The sequence below is a fragment of the Konateibacter massiliensis genome, from assembly GCF_900184995.1.
Classification (GTDB): domain Bacteria; phylum Bacillota; class Clostridia; order Lachnospirales; family Lachnospiraceae; genus Lachnotalea; species Lachnotalea massiliensis.
Map to the genome: position 1 here is coordinate 1045130 of NZ_LT860099.1, position 16563 is coordinate 1061692.

General features: G+C 44.2%; 12 protein-coding genes. 4 read left to right on the forward strand and 8 right to left on the reverse strand.

The window, feature by feature from the left end:
* Positions 1 to 4: 4 nt before the first annotated feature.
* From CTY48_RS10620 to CTY48_RS10640, 5 genes are all read right to left on the reverse strand, one after another.
* A complete protein-coding gene (locus tag CTY48_RS10620; RefSeq protein WP_099468470.1) occupies positions 5 to 889 on the reverse strand; it encodes a carbohydrate ABC transporter permease in 885 nt (294 codons plus the stop codon).
* Positions 890 to 1001: 112 nt separating this feature from the next.
* Positions 1002 to 2360 carry an ABC transporter substrate-binding protein gene (locus tag CTY48_RS10625; RefSeq protein ID WP_099468471.1) on the reverse strand — a complete coding sequence of 453 codons (1359 nt, stop codon included), beginning with the start codon at positions 2358 to 2360 and terminating at the stop codon, positions 1002 to 1004.
* Between the two features lie 187 nt (positions 2361 to 2547).
* Positions 2548 to 4434 carry a sensor histidine kinase gene (locus CTY48_RS10630; RefSeq protein WP_180272706.1) on the reverse strand — a complete coding sequence of 629 codons (1887 nt, stop codon included), beginning with the start codon at positions 4432 to 4434 and terminating at the stop codon, positions 2548 to 2550.
* A gap of 209 nt (positions 4435 to 4643) precedes the next feature.
* Positions 4644 to 6056 carry a phosphoglucomutase/phosphomannomutase family protein gene (locus CTY48_RS10635; protein ID WP_099468473.1) on the reverse strand — a complete coding sequence of 471 codons (1413 nt, stop codon included), beginning with the start codon at positions 6054 to 6056 and terminating at the stop codon, positions 4644 to 4646.
* A 114-nt stretch (positions 6057 to 6170) separates the two neighbouring features.
* Positions 6171 to 8561, reverse strand: coding sequence for a GH36-type glycosyl hydrolase domain-containing protein (locus CTY48_RS10640; protein ID WP_099468474.1), 2391 nt, complete (start codon positions 8559 to 8561; stop codon positions 6171 to 6173).
* A 345-nt stretch (positions 8562 to 8906) separates the two neighbouring features.
* Here CTY48_RS10640 and CTY48_RS10645 point away from each other — a divergent pair, with 345 nt between their 5' ends.
* From CTY48_RS10645 to CTY48_RS10655, 3 genes are all read left to right on the forward strand, one after another.
* Positions 8907 to 9506 (forward strand): TetR/AcrR family transcriptional regulator, encoded by a 600-nt coding sequence (locus CTY48_RS10645; protein WP_099468475.1) that lies wholly within the window; start codon positions 8907 to 8909, stop codon positions 9504 to 9506.
* Between the two features lie 113 nt (positions 9507 to 9619).
* Positions 9620 to 11428, forward strand: a complete 1809-nt coding sequence (locus CTY48_RS10650) for an ABC transporter ATP-binding protein (protein WP_099468476.1) — start codon at positions 9620 to 9622, stop codon at positions 11426 to 11428.
* Positions 11425 to 13182, forward strand: coding sequence for an ABC transporter ATP-binding protein (locus CTY48_RS10655; RefSeq protein ID WP_180272707.1), 1758 nt, complete (start codon positions 11425 to 11427; stop codon positions 13180 to 13182). The genes CTY48_RS10650 and CTY48_RS10655 overlap by 4 nt, the downstream gene beginning before the upstream one ends.
* Before the next feature lie 79 nt (positions 13183 to 13261).
* Here CTY48_RS10655 and CTY48_RS10660 read toward each other — a convergent pair whose 3' ends face one another.
* Entirely contained in the window at positions 13262 to 13864 is a 603-nt protein-coding gene (locus tag CTY48_RS10660; protein ID WP_099468477.1) for a cyclase family protein, read from the reverse strand.
* A gap of 57 nt (positions 13865 to 13921) precedes the next feature.
* Positions 13922 to 15088, reverse strand: a complete 1167-nt coding sequence (locus CTY48_RS10665; RefSeq protein WP_099468478.1) for an MFS transporter — start codon at positions 15086 to 15088, stop codon at positions 13922 to 13924.
* A 107-nt stretch (positions 15089 to 15195) separates the two neighbouring features.
* On the opposite strand from CTY48_RS10665, the gene CTY48_RS10670 reads away from it, so the two are divergent.
* The gene (locus CTY48_RS10670) at positions 15196 to 16095 is read left to right on the forward strand and encodes a helix-turn-helix domain-containing protein (protein WP_099468479.1); all 900 of its coding nucleotides are present in this window, start codon (positions 15196 to 15198) and stop codon (positions 16093 to 16095) included.
* A 112-nt stretch (positions 16096 to 16207) separates the two neighbouring features.
* Here the strand turns inward: CTY48_RS10670 and CTY48_RS10675 are convergent, their stop codons facing one another.
* The gene (locus tag CTY48_RS10675) at positions 16208 to 16465 is read right to left on the reverse strand and encodes a TfoX/Sxy family protein (protein WP_099468480.1); all 258 of its coding nucleotides are present in this window, start codon (positions 16463 to 16465) and stop codon (positions 16208 to 16210) included.
* Positions 16466 to 16563: the final 98 nt, after the last annotated feature.

Consider the following 16563-nt stretch of genomic DNA (forward strand, 5'->3'; position numbering starts at 1 on the left):
GACATTACCTCCCTTCCTTTTTTTCCCGCGTAAATATTCCAACTACCTTTGATATGACAATTCCTAGCACAACAATCAGAATGGAAAGTGTAGAGCCATAGTCAAAATTACTCATTACAAAGGTCGACTGGTACATATAGGTTCCAAGGAAATGTGTAACTCCCTGCGGCGCTCCGTTTGGCACCATTACCCATGGTAGATCAAATACCTTCAGCGCTCCGGTCAGCGCAAGCGTCATGCAGGTGAAAAATACACTCTTCATCAAAGGAAGCGTAATATAGAATACCTGCTTAAAGCCACCGCAGCCGTCAATGGAGGCAGCCTCATATATATCATCTGAAATATCACTTAAACCGGTCAGTAAGATGACAAAATAAAATCCAATGTAGCTCCACAGGGTCGGAATGCAGACCATAATCAGTGCAAGGCTTGGGCTTAACCAGTTCACCGGCTCCTTTCCGAAGGATTCCAGTATCTGATTGAGCATACCGCCGTCGTAGTTGTAGAACAACTTAAACAGCAGACCGATTGCCGTTGCAGAAATTACTACAGGAAAGAAATAGACTGTACGGAAAACCTGCTGAAGCCGCTTTGTCCGCGAAACCATAACCGCCAGTATAAAAGCGATTCCCACTTCAAAGACAACCGTCAGCACCATCATAATCAATGAATTTTTTAATGCAGTTCTTACATCTGGGTCGGTGAACAATTTCTTGTAATTTTCGAACCCAATAAAATCCCATTTTGTTCCCGGCATTTGTATAATACCGGTCATATCATAAAAACTATTTTTAATATTCTCTATAAATGGAATGTAAAGAAAGATCAGCATGAACAGCAATCCCGGCACTAGGAAAAAAAACAATGGCCATTTTCTCTTATATAACATCTTTCTTCCACCTTTCTGGTAAACAAGATGAATCTGCAGGCAGCTTCACTTGTCATGAATTAAAAACAGAGGAGCCATGAAAGGTCATGCCCCTCTGTTTACTCATTTTATCTTATTTATTTCTCTGTGCGTATAAGGCTAATGATTCATTGAGTACATCTTCTGCGGAAGCTGCACCGGTTGAAATCTTCACGATATTGGAAATAATCACTGCATATGGTTCCTGACCAAGTCTGGAATCCGTCGGTGCGTTGATGCTGGTTGCTGCATTGGTATATTCCAGTGCGGACAATGCCAGATTCGTCATTCCATCAATCGGCTCTACTTCAACGGCTGCCTTGGAAATCGCTCCGCCTGCTTCCCAGTATCTTTGAACTGCACTCTTGCAAGTCTGTGCTTCTACAAACTTAACAGCTGCATCACGTTTGTCTGGATCGTCCCAAGCTTTCTTGGTGATGTAGAATCCGCTGGAAATACCGCCAACCATTGCGCCAGCTTCTGCTTTCTGTCCTTCGATGCCAGGGAATGCGATAACTACAGTGTTTTCTGTATCTACTATACCGCCTGCAAACCAAGAACCATCCAACTGCATAGCAGCCTTCTTATCTTTGAATAGCTGTCCTGTATAAGCATCATCAACAGTATCGGTGTCTTTTGGAAAAGCACCCATATCACGCAATGTAGCAAATGTTTCAAGTCCTTTTACCCATTCTGCTGGAGCTGTTTCCGGAACTGTACCATAGCTTTCGCCGCCGGCTGCATATAACATCAGGTACTCAACCCAGTAATGAGGCACATTGTTGAGCGAGCAAGCAATTGGAATGATACCTTTATCTTTAAATACTTCAATTGCTGCAACCAAAGAATCCCAATCAGTTGGCAGTGCTACGTCATATCGGTCAAATAAATCCTTGTTACAGTAGAGACCTTCCCAATAACCTGTGGTTGGTACTGCACGCTGCACTCCGTCTGGATTTGTTACTGCATCCAATGCAGAGTCCAAAGTATCTTTTGCATAATCCGGATACTCGGCGCGAATTTCTTCCAATGACACAAATTTATCGGTTGCCAAAACGGTGTTAGCTGTTGCATCGGTAAAGAACTGGATAACATCCGGCTCATTTCCTACCGCAAAGTCTGCTGCAACTGCTGCCTTCCAGTCTTCGTCTGAAGACTGTGAGTTGTCCTCAAGTGTAATGTAACCGTTTGCTTCCATAAATTCTTTGTTGATTGCTTCATAAACAACGGCGTTCGGATCAGTTCCTCCAAACATGGAGACCGTTTTCAGGGTTACCGGCTTCTGCTCTGCACTTGCATCATCAGACGGTGTAGCTGCCTGTTCCTCTGTTGTGTTTGTCGTGTTTGCAGTGTCCCCCGTGTTTGCTGCATCCTCAGTCTTGCTTGTGCATCCAGCAAGTAATGAAGCTGTCATTACTCCTGCAAGCAATAGTGATAAAACTTTCTTTCTCATATCATATCCTCCTTCATATAATAGTAGTAACAATGTAGCTTACTGTAACTATATTATACGTGCAATATCTCCAAAAAACATTAGACCTACTTGACATTATTTGTATATTCTTGCTATCAATTTGTATTTTGGCAAAATATGCTTTGTGTATATCCGCAAACCGCTATGAAAATGCCCTCTTGCAGCTTCACACCTGTCCCTTCCGGCTCTTCTGTATCTTTTTCAATTCATTCTCCACACGGATGCGCTCCTCCTCGGACTGGCTCTCCTCTCGCTTCTGGTAAGGAATAACAATCGTGGAGAACGTCATACCCTCCTCCCTTTGCTCAATGCTTAGTCCGTATTCCTCGCCGTATACCAGCTTGATTCGCAGATTTACATTTCGGATTCCAATCGAAGTGTGCTCATTTGGCTTTTGCGGTATCTCCGTATCTCCACCCAGCAGAGCCTGAATCTGTTCCATGTCCTTTCTCTTGATGAGCTTGCCGCTGTTTCTCACCTGTAAGTATACATTCTCACCCTCACGGTATATCTTCACGAGAATCGTTCCGCTCTTTACCCTTTCAATTCCGTGCACAATTGCATTTTCCACAATTGGCTGTAGGATAAGCGGGGGCACCATCAAATCAAGCAGATTGTCATCAATCTCCTTCTCAATCTGCAAGCGCTGCCCAAACCGCATCGACATAATATAGAAATAGGCATCCGTACATTGCAATTCCTCTGCCAGATGGATTTTCTTTACATTGGCACGGTTCATACGGTAATCAAGCACAGTTCCAAGTGCCTCAATCATCTTTGATATCACAACGTCCCCTGACATTCTTGCCTGCCAATTCATCATTTCCAGCGTATTATTCAGAAAGTGCGGGTTAATTTGCGCCTGTAATGCCTGTATCTGCGCATCTTTTCTCGCCAGCTTTTCATCATACACATAATCAAACAGATATTTCACCTGCGAAGACATGCTGTTGAAGCTCTCCATCAGGTAGGTAAACTCGGCATTGGGCATCGTTTCTCCTTGTATTTCAACACCGATTTTTCCGTCCTCCATTTCCTTTGATGCCCTAATCAGTCTGGAAATCGGTTTTTGAATCTGCCTTTTTAAGAAGAAAGCACCGTATGAAATCAAAGGAATAAAAATTGCCAGCATAAAAAGCACAATAAAATACAACTCATACAGACTGGAATACATGCTCGCCCTCGATATCTGGTAAACAATTCCGATGTGATAATTATCATACTTTTTCTGAAATAAGTAGCCGTTGTATTTTCCTTGGGAAAGCTTCGTTATCTGGCTCTGGCTTGTCCTGTCATAGCTTTCCAACAGCTTTTCTGTCAACGCTGCCCTTGCCTTGTCCAAGTCCTCATCATTTGTCGCAAAAGTCAGCAGACTCTCCTTGTCGTCCACGCAGACTGTAAGCTGATTTCGAATGCTCGTTGGCACATCTTGAAATACCTTGTGCTTATTCAATTCCACAACCAAAGTGCCGAATTTTTCATAATCATTGGTCGTATAAAGGTTACGGATAATAAAAATCCGGTTCTCCAATACCTTCACATAGGTGTAAGAGGAATTCATATCCTTGATTTCCTCTATCCCCGGTTGAATCGTTTCCACATATGTATTATAGGAAGCACCCGTTCGTGAGGCATAACAGCCAGGATTTGTTTCCCCGTTTATATAAAAAGCATAGAGATTAAAGCGTTCATCCAGATAGAATTTACCTTTCAGGCTGCTGTTAATTTCCATCAAAAAATCGGTTCTCCTGCCTTGGGTCCCTTCTGATATCGTCTTCTCATAAGCATTCCATGCATTTTCCCAAGTCTTTTCATAAGAAGGACGCTGACACAAGCTCACTGCCTCATCAATGCGAATGGAGGCAAACGACGACGCATTCGAGAGCTGGTCTGCCATCAGCCCCTCGGTTTTTTCAATAATTCCTTCTCGGTAAGAAACCGTAGTAAATGCAAAAAAAACTGTGACAGGCACTACCCAGCACAGAATCATAAAGAGCAGTAAGCGCTTGTTTAAAGACTTCGGTCCCCGCGCACCTTTTTTCTGTATCTTCATATCCTTTTCCCCCACCTTGTTTTCTATTTTTATTTCGATTATTGTTCCTTGCTTGTTGTGAATATTATAGCACATCGAGCAGGAGGTAGGTAATTAGTTTCCTTATCTGTCGCATTAAAAAACGGATAAATTCGAAGGAATTTTCTATGACATAAAAAAGGCAGGTAACTGTTTGGTTATCTGCCTTTTTGTAGTCACGTTTCTCCTCATCAAAGTGAAAGAAATTCCTCATAGATATCGCATATTCGTTTCGCCGATTCCATATCCGGCATTTCACAGAAAATACGCAGCAACGGTTCCGTACCGGAAAATCTGGCAATGACCCAGCCACCGTTTTTGAAATAAACCTTGCTTCCGTCCAGATAAGAAATCTTTTCAACCTCATCCGGCAATTCGGGGATTTTTTTATCCTGCATCAGAGTGGTAAAAATCTCTTGCTTCTTTTCCTCGGAGAACTTATAATCTCGCTCCTCCATAAAAATATAGCCGCATTCCTGATGAATAATCTCCATGATTTCCGACAGCTTTTTACCGGTAACTGCAATCATTTCCACCAATAAGACAGCTGCATAAATTCCGTCCTTGCCATTGATGTGTCCCCGCACCGTGAGTCCACCGGAGGACTCGCCGCCGATAATTGCTCCGGAGCTCTGCATCTTTGCCGAAATGTGTTTAAAGCCCACCGGAACCTCGTAGCACGTTTCACCAAACTGCTTTGCTACCTTGTCTAACATGTGCGTGGTGGCAATGTTTCGCACAACTGCACCATGCCAGCCTTTAAATTTCACCAGATAATAATACAACAGCACAAGAATGTCATTCGGATGTAAGAACTGTCCTTTGTCATCGATAACTCCTATGCGGTCGGCATCTCCATCCGTGGCGATACCGATATCAAATCTGCGGTCCAATACCGTGCGCTGCAAGGAATGTAACGTTGACGCCGACGGCGACGGCAGCTTTCCGCCAAACAGAGTGTCATGTCGCTCGTGAATTGTGAAAACCTCACAGCGGGCAGTCAGCAAAATAGTCCTAAGCGAAGTTTCACTGACACCATACATCGGATCCAATACCACCTTTAATTCTGCCTGCTTAATTGCTTCCATATCGGCAGCGGCAATAATATTATCCAAATATTCGTTGAGCGGGTAGATTTCTTCAATATATCCGCTTTCTCGTCCGGTTTCATAGGCAACTGCTGCTATCTGCTCCGGCTTGATATCTGCCGCATATTCCTCGATATCCTTTGTCTGCACTTCATCCGCATCACGCCCGCCTTCAGTAAATACTTTAATTCCGTTATAAACAGCCGGATTATGGCTGGCAGTAATCATCATTCCATAAGGAAAGCCATGCTCCATCACATAATACATGATGAGAGGTGTCGGCGAAGATTTATTAATCAGGAATGCTTTTATCTTTGCTGCCGCAAACACTTCTGCCGTCCACTGCATTGCTTCCTTGGAGAGAAATCGCCTGTCATAGCCAAGGACAATTCCCTTTTCGGCAACCCCCTCGTTCTTCATTTTATTAACAAGCGCCTGTGCCAGTAATTGTATATTTTCCTTCGTAAATTCATCTCCGATAACTGCCCGCCAACCGCCGGTTCCAAATTTAATCATTTTAGCCTCTTTTCCGCGCTGTTTTTGCGCTACTATTTATGCGCACCTTGCAGAGAGAAAGCAGTTGCTTCGCAGTCTGCAAGGGCGCGGAGTATGAGCAGAGCTCACACTTTTCTATCCCATAACCACACGTACCGTATGGACTGTGCCATCTTCCTGCACCGGAATACTCTCTACCCTCTTGCCGTCAAGGTATAGCTCTTTTACACCCTTCATCACAGCCTGTGGATTTTCCACACTGATATCAAAGGTCGTATTCCTCCATGTTCTGCTTACCGAGAACGATTTCCAGTGAGCCGGAATACATGGGTCGATAATAAGCTCGTCAAACTGTGGGCGGATACCCAACATATAATGCGTTGCAGAAAAATATGCCCAGCCGCCGGTTCCTGTCATAAAAGGATGGCGCGCCTTACCAAAACTTGTATGGTCTTTTCCCACAACAAACTGACAGTATGAATATGGCTCTGCCTCTCGGATTTCAATTTTGTCATTCTGGTAGAACGGGCAAAGTGCATCGTAAAACTTCATTGCCTTGTCGCCTCTTCCCAACACACATTCTGCCGCCCATGCCCAAGGATTCGGATGGGAAAAAATAGCTCCGTTTTCCTTAAGTCCCGGGTATACACGGGTAACAAATCCAATTTCATCGTCCGGTACGGTATAAGAAGGTGCATTGAGCATAATTCCATATGGAGTATATAAATAATCCTCTACGCTGTCCATTGCCTGACGCCCCTTTTCCCCGGAACTCGCTCCCGAGAGAACCGCCCAAGCATTGGATTCCAGATGTACCTTTCCTTCCTTATCCATCGAGGTGCCGATTTTTCTGCCGCTTTTAGTGATGCCGCGGATAAACCATTTGCCATCCCACAGCTCCTCCTCACAAACCGCCTTTACCTTCTCTGATACTGCCTGATAAGTTTCCACATCCTCTGTACGGTTCAAAAGCTTCGCCAGTTCAAGGAATGCCTGCATTGCCCAGTAGTGCAAAAAGGAAACCATGGCACTTTCTCCGCCGCCCAGATTCAGACAGTCGTTCCAGTCTGCACGTAATCCCTTGCATACACCGTGCTGTCCTACCTGCTCAGTTGAAAAGTCCAGAATACGCTTCATATGTTCATATACACTACCTTCTCCGCCATCTGCATAAGTCACCGTCATGTCTGCAAATCCCATGTCTCCGGTTTCTTTGATATATTCCACAATCGTATATACCAGCCAGAGTGCATCGTCGGAGCATGCATCATCAAGCCCGTGAACCATGTCCTTGCCGCTGAAGGTCGGAACCACTGTCGGTGATTTAAATGCTTTTTTCTCTTCGTTCGGATTGAACCACTCCGGCTGGAATAGGTGCAAACCATAACCATGAGTCGTAAGACCCCTTAAAAGTTCTACAATTCTCTGCCGGCATTTTTCTGGATTGGAATGCAGCACCGTCATCGCATCCTGTGCAGTATCACGATAGCCAAGTCCGGTTCTGCCTCCTACCTCGATAAACGATGCAAAGCGTGAGAACATAATGTTGATTTCTGCCTGGTAAAGATTCCATGTATTAAGCATTGTATTCATGCCTTCATTCGGGGTATTAATCTGCAGTTTGGAAAACTTTTCTTCCCAATATGTTCTTAAATCTTTGTATACTCGGTCAACCGCTGAAAAGTCTGCATATTTCTCCCTTGCTGCTCTTCCTGCCTCGCGTCTTCCTTCACCGAGCATGAAAATCAAACGGATTTCTTCACCCGGCTGTAAGACAATATCTTTTTGCAAACTACCGCAGTGATTACCGCCAAGCTCCTGTGAACCAAAACATCCCCCGTTTAATACGGCTGCCGGATTGTCCTCCGTATGGTAGTCTCCTAAAAAACGATCCCGCAGGCAATCATAACCGTCCGGTGCAAAATTGGCTGTAAAATACTGATAACCAAACTCCTCATAAAACAAGTCGTGCTCGATAATTCCATCTTCATAGGAGGAACCTGCCGCGTAGAGGCTCATCTGGAAATTCTGATTATCCATCAAAATATGATGAAAGGAAAACTCAAGGTAAGAAAATACCTGCAATTTCCGCTCCTTGTCACTGGTATTCTTAATCACAACATCCCACAGCTCAAGGTTTTCCCGAAGCGGTATTACCATCGTCTGTTTCGCCTCAATTCCCTTGTAGGCGCATTCATACGTCGTGTAGCTCATGCCATGGCGGCAGCTGTATTTTGCCTCCTCCAGCGATTTTCCGACCGGCTGCCAAGATATACTCCAGTAGTCACCGTCTTCCTTATCCCGTAGATATATATACTGCCCCGGGCGATCCATCGGCACTGCATTTGCCCGAAACCTTGTGACGCGGTGATATTCCGGCGTTTTATAAAATAGGTAACCACCCGCCGTATGATTCACGACTGCACATAAATCATTGACCCCTAGATAATTGGTCCAGGACGTCGGCAAGTCGACGCGTTCGATGACGTATTCCCGTTTTTGATTATCAAAATAACCATACCTCATTATTGTAAACCTCCTAAGTTTTTGATAGACACTATCTGAATTCTATCTTAATTATAAAAAGTTCCTCTGCTTTTCTGAATAGCCAGATATGTCATAATTTGTATATTATTGCCCCCTTTCTTTAGGTGGCATTTTCCTTGCTGTTTTATTGACTTAAATTTGTTACAGATAAATTTAAAAACAGGAAAAGCCATTGATAATATCCTTCAACAAAACACAGGAAATCTTGCGAACATTTTTATAATATTGTTCGCAAGTCCATTGACAGCACCATAAAAAGGTGCTACTCTATTTTTGCGACTATAATTATTATTTTGTTCGCAAGTTGAGAGAGAGGTGACTACTATGTCCCCGGTAAGAGTTTTTACTGTGGAAGAACGTGAAGCGCTCCGCATCAAAATGCTTGATGCCGGCTTTTCGCTGATTAAGCAGCATGGCATGACCCACACATCTGTCGAAAAGATTACACAAGCGGCAGATCTTGGTAAAAGTACTTTTTATAACTTCTTTGATTCCAAAGAGCACTTTGTATTGGAAATCATAGAATACCAGCGCGATCGAATGCGTCAGTACTTTGATACGTTGCTGGACGGAAGAGATAAGCTGCCCGTTGCAGAGGCAAAAGAATACTTAAAGCTCATCATTTTCCATCAAGACAGCATCTATCAGTACTTAACCGAAGCAGATGAGGAAAAACTGAGGGCTGTTATGCTAAAAGATGGCAAAAACAAACCAGAACCAGAAAACCACACCTTCCGGACACTGCTTTCCCATATGGAAGGTGTTCGCCCGGATGTAAATATGCGGGTTACCGTCAATTTAATCCGTATGATGGCTATCGCCCTTTACCACAAAACAGAGCTATACGAAGATGCTCTGGATGAAACGCTAAGCTGTATATATGATTTAATCTTTTCCCGTATTTTCAGCGAAAATACAGAGTAACAACGAAGTGTGTGCGTATATGACCATAAGAGGCTTTTGCGCACACGTTTTTCTCCTTTTGGGTTAGTCATTTCTAACTCAAAAGACCATATAAATTAAAAATGGAGGATACCATGAAACAAAAAGTAAAAGAACCTAAAACAAAGCAAGGTGTTGCCAGGCTGCTGGAGCTTGCCGGCGAGAAAAAGGGACGACTTATCGCTGCCTGCACTCTCTCCGTCCTGTCCTCTGCCGCCCGTATCATACCGTTTTTCACTATTTACGGTGTAATTGCTGCATTGCTGCGACATTACACAGACCTGTCTGCAATCAATAGCTCGTACATCCTGCGGCTTGCCGGCATCACTTTTGCTTCTGCACTGGTTTACGGTATTTGTGCCTTTTACTCCTCTGCGCTGGCACATACGGCAGCCTACGATATTATCTACGAGTTGCGTATCAAATTAATGAAAAAACTGGCACGCATTCCCTCTGGATACTTTACCGGAACTACTCAGGGTGCTATCAAAAAGATTGTATCAGATGATGCAGAACAGATTGAGGCGTTCATCGCACATCATATCTGTGACATTTCTGCTGCCATCGCTACACCTATATTTACTCTGCTGTTCCTGTTTCTCATGGACTGGCGGCTGGCACTTGTGACACTGGTTCCGATTTTCATCTCCCTATTCCTACTCTCTGCCTGCCTGAACAAACCAGATAAAACTGCACTCCAAATAGAAATGCATGATGCACAGGAAGCTATGCAGGGAACCATCGTGGAATATATCCACGGAATGCCAGTCATTAAGGTGTTTAACCGTACCCTCACTGCCTTCCGTCGTTATGAGCACGATCTGACCGCCTTTGTAGCTGCGGTTTCCAAAACCGCTCATTCAAACGCGAAGCCCATGGGTGCCTACTATGCCTTTTTCGGTGCCCAGCTTCTGTTTCTAATACCAGCTTCCCTGCCGCTTCTTTCCACTGCTGAAGGCTATCTGGATTTCCTGCCGGTCATCCTGCTGTTCTTTCTGGTGGGCGGTGGTCTAAAAGAGCCGCTGGAAAATATGATGCTGATGGTGATTCACTCTACTCGGATTATGGAAGGAATTAATCGGATTGACAACATCCTTAAACAGCCAGAAATTAATGAAACTGGTACCGGAAATCCTACCGACTATGATGTAACTTTTTCCGGTGTATCCTTTTCCTATACAGGAGACACACAGGCGGTGAAGAATGTTTCCTTCCGGCTTCCCCAGGGGAGCGTCACCGGTCTCGTCGGTCCCTCCGGCGGCGGTAAATCCACACTCGCCCAGTTGCTACTGCGATTCTATGAGCCGCAGCAAGGCAGTATTAAAATTGGCGGCGTTGACATTCAAGATATTCCGCCTTCCCGTTTAACCAATCTGGTTTCTTATGTATTTCAAGACAGTTTTCTCTTTCGGAATACCGTAGAAAACAATATCCGTATGGGTGATACACAGACAAGTTTTAATGCAGTTATGCAAGCTGCAAAAAATGCCGGTATCCATGATGTAATTATGTCATTGCCAGACGGCTATCAGACGATCATCGGCGAACAGGATGCCTATCTCTCCGGCGGAGAGAAACAGCGTATCGCTATCGCCCGCGTCTTTTTAAGAGATACACCCATTGTCATACTGGATGAAGCCACTGCTTATGCCGATGCTGAAAATGAAGCTAAGATACAGCAAGCTTTTGCTTCTCTAGCAAAAAGCAAAACCGTACTTATCATCGCCCATCGTTTAAAGACAGTAGAAAAAGCAAACCAGATTCTTGTCATGGAAAACGGTTCCCTGATTGATTCCGGCAGCCACAGGGAGCTTTTAGAAACCTGCTCTGCCTACCGAGATATGGTGACTGCAAATGAACGTCGAGAACGCTGGACTATCAAGAAAGGAGCCGCTGTACTATGAAGAACATAAAAAAATGGTTTCATACTATGACACTGGGACAGACCGGAAAATATTTAAAGATTCTTGCCTGGAATTTTTTTGACAGCTTTGTGGTGTCCATTCCCTATGCTGTTATGCTGACGGCAATCTATTTGCTTTTGATTCCGATGGCTTCACCAAATACTTCTCTGCCGATAAACAGGCTCTGGATACTGTGTGGCGTGCTGCTGGCACAGTTCATCGGATATAATTTTCTCCGGCGGAAAACATATATCGATTTTTGCGTTGGATTTGCAAGCACAACGAAAACCTCCCGTCTTACCATGGGGGAGCATCTTCGCCGTCTTGGCATGGGTTTTTTCAATCATCGAGATGCCGGCGACCTGTCCACCGTCCTTTTACGTGATTATGCCGAGATAGAAAATCTGTCCCAGCAGCTTCTTCCACAGGTTGCCACCATTACCATCCGCTTTGTATTGGCAGCCATCGTCCTGTCCGCTTTTGACTGGAGAATGATATTAGCAGTATTTATCGTAATTCCTCTGGCATTGCCCTTCGTTTTTATCAGCTATCGAAAAGCAAACCATATCGGTGCTCAGCTTCAGCAGGCACAGCAGGATGCCTCATCCGGAATCCTGGAGTACGTAGGGGGTATCTTGACACTAAAAGCCTTCCATATGGCAGGCGAACAATTTGAAACACTGAAAAGTTCCCTCGACCGCCAGCGAAGAGCTGCCATCGGTCTGGAAACAGGAGCTGCTGCACCGGTAAGCATGATTGGCAGATTTGTATTAAACTGCGGTATCGCTCTCGTCATGCTCCTTGGTGGAAGCTTTGTGGCAGATGGAAGCCTTTCCCCATTTTACTATATCGCTTTTCTGGTACTGACACTAACTATTTACGATCCTATATTAATACTGTTCACTTTCATAGCAGATTTTACACGGACTACCAGAAGCGGCAGACGAATTGAAGCCCTTTTTGCCGAAGAGCCTCTCCCTGAACCCTATGTAGAAAAAAAAGCGAAAAATATGGAAATTACCTTCGACCATGTTTCGTTCTCCTACGGCTCCAAAGAAGTTTTACATAATATTTCCTTGTGCTTTCCGAAAAAGAGCGTAACGGCTCTTGTCGGACCGTCCGGCTCAGGAAAATCCACTATTACCCGCTTGGCAGCACGTTTCTGGGATGCTACCGGCGGAGAAGTCCGGCTCGGCGGTATCCCGGTAAAGGACATGAAAACCGATGAACTTTTGAGTCATATCAGCATGGTATTTCAGGATGTATATCTATTTCATGACACGATTGAAGGAAATATCCGCATGGGCAAATCCGATGCCACCCATGATGAAATCATCGCTGCCGCGAAAGCCGCTGCTTGCCACGACTTCATCATGGCACTTCCTAACGGATATCAAACAGTTGTTGGAGAGGGCGGTTCCACCCTGTCTGGCGGAGAAAAGCAACGCATTTCAATTGCAAGGGCTCTTTTAAAAGATGCCCCCATCGTACTTCTGGATGAAGCCACAGCTTCCTTAGATCCGGAAAATGAGGTACTTATCCAACAGGCTCTTTCCGCACTGGTAGCAGAAAAGACAGTTATTGTCATTGCACACCGCCTGCAATCCATCTCCAACGCTGACCAGATTATCGTTCTGGAGGATGGATGTATCCGAGAAAGCGGTTCCCACGAACAACTTCTTGCTAAAGGCAGCCTATATGCCACCCTGTGGGAAGAACAGAATAAAGCCGGAAGCTGGCAAATTTACGCCTAAGTCTCCCATTGAGAAGGAGGAAATTTTCATAATCCACGAAAATTTCCTCCTTCTCAATTCTTTGCTTGTCTTGTATTCCTTAACCCTTCTCCATATCAACCAAAACAGCCCTACAAGGCGCACCATCCGAACCGCCCAAGTTTAATGGTGCCGCACTCAAAAAATACACGCCATCCGGCACCTCGCCCAGCCTAATTCCCTCCAGCAATACCACCTCTGCTCCAAGAAGCTTTAAATGTACTTCCTTCGGCGCATCCTCCGGCCCAACCGTCTGAGATTCGTTTCCAAGCAAAAGTATTCCTGCCTCCGCAAATACAGTCGCTGCCTCCAATGTAACAACAGCCTTTCCTTTGATTAAAATTCTCTTTGAGGACTGAGGATCTGCTTCTTTTGCTCTTACTATAATATCGATTGCGTCATCCTCAGATAGTTCTCCTGTATGAGAAGCCACATATGCCATTCCCACAACCGCTTCCAAATTCATCTGCTCAATTGTCTTGCCCTTCTCATAAAAATGATTGGGTGCATCCACATGAGTGCCGTTGTGGGCACACATGGAAAATGCAGTTAGATTGCAAATGCTGCCGTCTTCTATTTTCAATAACTTCTCTGCTGTTGGTACAGGGTCCCCCGGATATACCTTACATCCAAAAACCTCCTGTGAAATGTCATAAATTTTCATGTACGCTTCTCTCCTATCCTACAATTTATACTCCATTCTCAACAACCTATTTACCACTTAAGTTCTGCGCACCAGCATCTCGTGCATCATAACCATAATAAGTAAAATAGCAAACAAATATACCGGAAACAGTGTAACACTGATATTGTTCGCAATCAAGCCAAACAGCGGCGGCATCAGGCAGGTTCCCACATAAGCACTTGCCATCTGCACGCCTATGATTGCCTGCGATTTATCTGCACCGAAATGTGCCGGCGTGGAATGAATGATACACGGATACACCGGGGCACACCCAAGTCCAATCAATACCAAGCCCATCATTGCTGTTGTCTTGCCAAACGGAAGGAAAAGTGCCGCTACTCCAAGTAAAATAATTACCTCTCCCATACGAACCATCTGAGCATCGTTTAGTTTTAGGGTGAGAAACCCGCTTACGGCTCTGCCCGCTGTAATCCCTAAGAAAAACAATGCCGCAAAACTTGCTGCCGTTTCTGCCGACAGATTATTATGCAACACCAGATAACTGCTTGCCCACAAGCCAGCCGTTGCTTCCAAGGCACAATAACAAAAAAATGTAATCATAACAGACTTCGCACCCGGAATTGCAATAATTTCTTTGAGCGTAAGCGGCCTATCACTCTCCTTCGAGTCACTTTTCTCTGAACCAGGAAGCACAGGGCGCCGTTTCCACAGAGGAAGGCTGAACAATAAAATTGCAGTCAGCACAATCTGAAGCATTGCAATATACCGATATCCCATATTCCAGCCCTGACCTCCTGTCAGAGCATAACTCATAATATATGGTCCGAGAGATGCTCCTACTCCCCACATACAATGCAGCCAGCTCATATGACGGCTCGCATAGTGGAGCGCCACATAATTGTTCAGCGAAGCATCAACACTCCCCGCTCCAAGTCCATAGGGAATCGCCCACAAACAAAGCATAAAAAAAGAGTGGCTAAACGAAAAACCAAACAAAGCAGCCGCTGTCATCGCCACGCTGATTGCTGTCACCTTCCCCGTACCCAGTTTTTTCGTCAGCCTGTCACTTTGAAGGCTGGATATGATTGTTCCTCCGGCTATAATCATGGAGATTACGCCTGCATACGAAAGTGGAACGTCAAATTCCTTATACATAATCGGCCATGCGGAGCCTAAAAGAGAATCGGGCAGCCCCAGGCTTATAAATGACAAATAAATCACTGCTAATAGTAAATGTACCATCTTGTTTTCCTCCTTAAGTTATGATACGATTATATCATCAAAAACAATACATATATAGGATAAGATAGTCAAAATCATACGACAAAATCGCCAAAAGGAGAATGCAGATGGCGCTAGTACCATGCAATACAAAAATTAATACACAAGGTAGGGAACTTACCGCTCACGGCACAGCCTTTTTTCCTATCGGCTGTTATGAAGACAGTCTATCCTCTCAAAATGTGCCTTGGCACTGGCATGATGAATGGGAGGCTGCCATCGTAGCGAAGGGCTCTGTCACAATTAAGGCAGGAAGCGAAACCTATATTTTGCAAAAAGGAAATGGTATCTTCATCAATTCTGGCATCCTTCATTCCGCACAAAACACAACCACAGATGACTGCCAGCTTCGTTCTGTTGTTTTTCACCCTCGCCTTATCGGTGGAAGTATTGACAGCGTTTTCTGGCACAATTACGTACAACCCGTGCTTACTGACGTTTCATTAAAGAGTATTGCTTTTTATCAGGCAAACAGCCTTCATGCTGAGGCTTTGACTTCTATTGAACGTGCATGGGAATTTTGCAAGGAAGAAAAACGAGGTTATGAATTTCAGGTGCGTGAAGCACTATCCACGCTTATTTATTTTTTAGTAGAACATCATTCAACTGTTCAAAACCGCCCTTCTGAAAAATCGTTTCGTGATGCCAAACGCATAAAAGCTATGCTCCAATTTATTCAAACATATTATTATGAAGAAATTAGCGTAACAGATATCTCCCAGAGTTCAATGATTAGTGTGAGTGAATGCCTCCGCTGTTTTCGCAGTACAATTGGTGTTACCCCATTCCAGTATGTCAAACAGTTTCGCATACAAAAAGCCACTGAGCTTCTAATCTCCACCGATCAAAAAATCGTGGAAATCGGGGCACTGTGTGGCTTTCAAGAAATGAGTTATTTTGCAAAGACCTTCAAGGAAATGCATGGCTGTACACCGTCCGAGTATCGGAAAATGTATGCAAAATTATAGTATTTTCCATATATTCGCCTGTAAACGAAAGAAATGATTTTTCTTCGTCCCGGTATGAAGCGCTTCATCTTAGTTTATCGCCTTTTTTGAATAATACAGAGGCATCTTGACTTTACTTTTTATGCCAATGATAGAATTCTTTTAATTCCGTACGCCTTTGTTCTGAAAGCAAAGTCTTCTTCATACCCTGAATTGCCCCTTCTAATCCCAATAACTTATTCATACATGATGTTTCATCTATTTCTTGAATTTTTAGCCATGCTTGTTCGGCTCCAAGATTTTTTAGCTCATCATAGGTTGTAATTCCCACTGCATTTAATTGTTCTTCTACAACTTTTCCTATATTAGATAATTTACTTAATTCTCCCATCGCAATCCCTTCTTTAAATTCTGCTAAGAATTATAATTATGATAGATAGCAAAACCCGCTTCCATAGTATATTTCAACTAAAAGAAGCGGATTTACAA